A 2792-nucleotide genomic window follows, 5' to 3' on the forward strand; every position below is an offset into this window, starting at 1 on the left:
CGGTGCGGTCTACGGCGTGCCGCTTAAAGGTTTCGGCTCTTTGCTCGCAGCCTCTGGCCTTTGCCAGCAGATGAGATATGCGATAGCGTGACGGGATGGACCGCCCGCCGCCTTCCAATGATGACGATGGAAGCCTTGAAGGCAATGCCACCGCGCGCCGCTTGGCAGCTGCAAAGTACCTCCTGCATCTCATGAGAGACCCCGAGGCCCGACAGCGCGCGATAGATCGCCTTGGTTTCGATCCAGTCGAGAAGGCTGCAGAGTTGATGCGCGAGAAGCTCGGGTTCGACCCGGATGACTATCAGGGGCAGGACGAGCTAGCGAACGACGCCTGAGGTCCAGGAGCATGGCCATGCTCATCACCTACTACTTTTCAACGCTGGCTGCATTTTAGGTCGATCGCGCCCATTGCTAGTTGTGAAGGCGATCCGCCTTCGGCCGCTACTTCCTCATCCAGACAGCGCTGCCTTTGCGTGCGCGTGTCCTTGGGCTGCTCTTCTACCACGTAAATGGTGCGACCATCCGGCGCGACCACGGTACGCACCGGCGGCTGCTTCGTGCGGGTATCTCCTCGCTGCGCTGGCACGACATACACGGTTCGGCCATCTGGCATGGTGACGACACGCGGCTGTTCTCTCGCAGACTGCGCGGCAACCGGCCCTGCTGCTGAGAGCAGCACGCCTATCTTCACTGAATTTGCCAGTATACCCATACGTTTTCCTCACCAATCGCCAGAATATGAGCTTGAGCGCCAGCGACCGCAACCGAGCGACCACGACAAGTTGATTGGCGTCGTCCCCATCCTTGGGGCTACTTTTCAGGGGCGGGCAATGACCCCGCTAACGGGAGCCGGATAACCGTGAGGACCGGCCCCACGACCTGAAAAGGAGAGATCCATGAAAATGGCGGTTCGCGCCATGCTTGTCGCATTGGCGACGCTTGCCCTGGCAAGCCCATCGTTCGCAGCGACCGTTGCACCAACGAGCTACCCGTTCATCCTCAAAGTCGATTCCTTTGGCTCTCTATATGTGATAATGTCCTTTATCATACATAGAATGTGGCGTGAATCCCGCGCGGCACGATTGCGGTTTCGCCTCTGGCGCTGAGCCGCCATGAAAGCTCCATGATGACATTCAGATTTCGACGGGGATGGGGATGGCTGCTGCTGGCTGCGCTGACGCTCTCCACCATCAGCGACGAAATCACGGAGGCCATCCCGGCGTGGCGCGAGGCGCGATCGGTTCCTCCGGAAGTTCTACGATGACTTTGCGCGCCATTTCACTTAAACGAATCTCAATGCTGCGTAAGTTGTGGTCCCTTTTGCTTGTCATGATCGCGTCATCCCTGGTGGTGACGGGAACCGTGCACGCGCAGGAGAGACCGGGCGCTATCACGATCGAGTGCAGCGGCGCCGTGCATAGCGAAGGCGATGCCGATCAGTCGCAGGGCGATTCTGATAAGGCCGTTCCGCACCACCACGGCACATGCCATGGGCCGTCGCTGAACCTTCCCGCAACCGATGAGCTGGCGGCGATGGCCCGTGCCGGCGGTATGCGCCCATTTGCCGGTTCCGACGCGGCCATCGCATCGCGCTTGGTCGATCCTGGGCTGAGGCCGCCCACCGCCTGACATCTTCCGCTGGCCGGCATCAGCCGGCTCGACGCAATTTGTCAGGATCACCAGATAATGAAAAAGTTGATCGCGGCCGTATTGGCTGCGGCGTCCTGCGCATCGATCGCGCAGGCGCAAGCACAGGCGCAACAAGCGCCGGTCCCGGCTGCGCCAACATCGGCACAGCCCATGCCGGCTTTCACGCTCGATCAGGCCGTGTTGGCGGCAGGTGGGTCGGCACCGGCCAACGCGGCGGCAGCAGCGGGCATCGAAGCCGCACAGGCTGGACGCTCCGTCGCGGGCCTCCGCCCCAATCCGACCTTTCAGGGTCAGGTCGAGAATGTCGTGGGTTCCGGGCCTTATCGGGGGCTGCGGAGCGCTGAAACGACGGTCGGGGTTGCGATCCCGATCGAGCTGGGCGGCAAGCGAAGCGCGCGTGTCGCCGTCGCCGGCGCGCAGCTATCTCGGGCGCAGCTCCAAGCCGCGATCGCAGAGGCCGATATCCGCGTGCAGGTGACGCAGCTCTATGTCGAGGCGGTCGCGGCCGAACGCCGCTTGGCGACGGCACGCGACCAAGCCCGGATCGCGGCGGAAGTCCTGCGCGGCGCCGGGGTCCGCGTTCAGGCGGGCCGGGCATCGCCGCTCGAACAGCAGCGCGCCGACGTGGCGCGGATCAACGCGGATGCCAACGTCGAGCGGCTGACGCGGCTTGCGGAGGCGGCCAGGACCAATCTCGCGCGCCGGATCGGTCGTCCGATAGATGGCGCGCTGGACGTAACACTGCTCGATCGCCTCCCTGCCGCGACCTTCGGGCCGGTCGCCCCGCCAAGTGCGCAAGGCACGCTGGCGCTGGCGGCGGCCGATGCCGATCTGGCCATCGCCGACGCCGGCATCCGGCTTGCTCGGGCCAATCGGGTGCCCGACATCAACGTCGGACCGGCGCTGCGGCGACTGGAAGCGACCAACGACACCGCCGCGGTGTTCGCGATCTCGATCCCGATCCCGGTGTTCAACAATGGCCGGGCCGCCATCGCGCAGGCGACCGCTGAGCGGACGCGGGCGGACGCGGTGCGGCGCGTAACCGCGCTCGATGTCGAGCAGGCTATGGGTCGTGCGGCTGAGCGGAACAGGAAAGTGTCATAAGGCACTGTTTGGCTCGATACAGCGATAGATGGTGGCCG

The 2792-nt window shown here is 64.1% G+C and carries 3 protein-coding genes and 1 pseudogene; 3 read left to right on the forward strand and 1 reads right to left on the reverse strand.

Annotated features, from left to right (window positions below; genetic code table 11):
• The first annotated feature begins 95 nt into the window (after positions 1-95).
• Entirely contained in the window at positions 96-335 is a 240-nt protein-coding gene (locus KAY22_RS27435) for a hypothetical protein (protein ID WP_017503330.1), read from the forward strand.
• Between the two features lie 38 nt (positions 336-373).
• Here KAY22_RS27435 and KAY22_RS27440 read toward each other — a convergent pair whose 3' ends face one another.
• On the reverse strand, positions 374-712 hold the full coding sequence (locus KAY22_RS27440; RefSeq protein WP_062121909.1) for a hypothetical protein: 339 nt from the start codon (positions 710-712) through the stop codon (positions 374-376).
• A 548-nt stretch (positions 713-1260) separates the two neighbouring features.
• On the opposite strand from KAY22_RS27440, the gene KAY22_RS27445 reads away from it, so the two are divergent.
• Positions 1261-1629, forward strand: a complete 369-nt coding sequence (locus KAY22_RS27445; RefSeq protein WP_158305177.1) for a hypothetical protein — start codon at positions 1261-1263, stop codon at positions 1627-1629.
• A gap of 57 nt (positions 1630-1686) precedes the next feature.
• Positions 1687-2718, forward strand: a pseudogene (locus KAY22_RS27450) (TolC family protein); the annotation flags it as partial.
• Positions 2719-2792 lie beyond the last annotated feature (74 nt).

Source organism: Rhizorhabdus sp. (genome assembly GCF_018006725.1).
Classification (GTDB): Bacteria; Pseudomonadota; Alphaproteobacteria; order Sphingomonadales; family Sphingomonadaceae; genus Rhizorhabdus.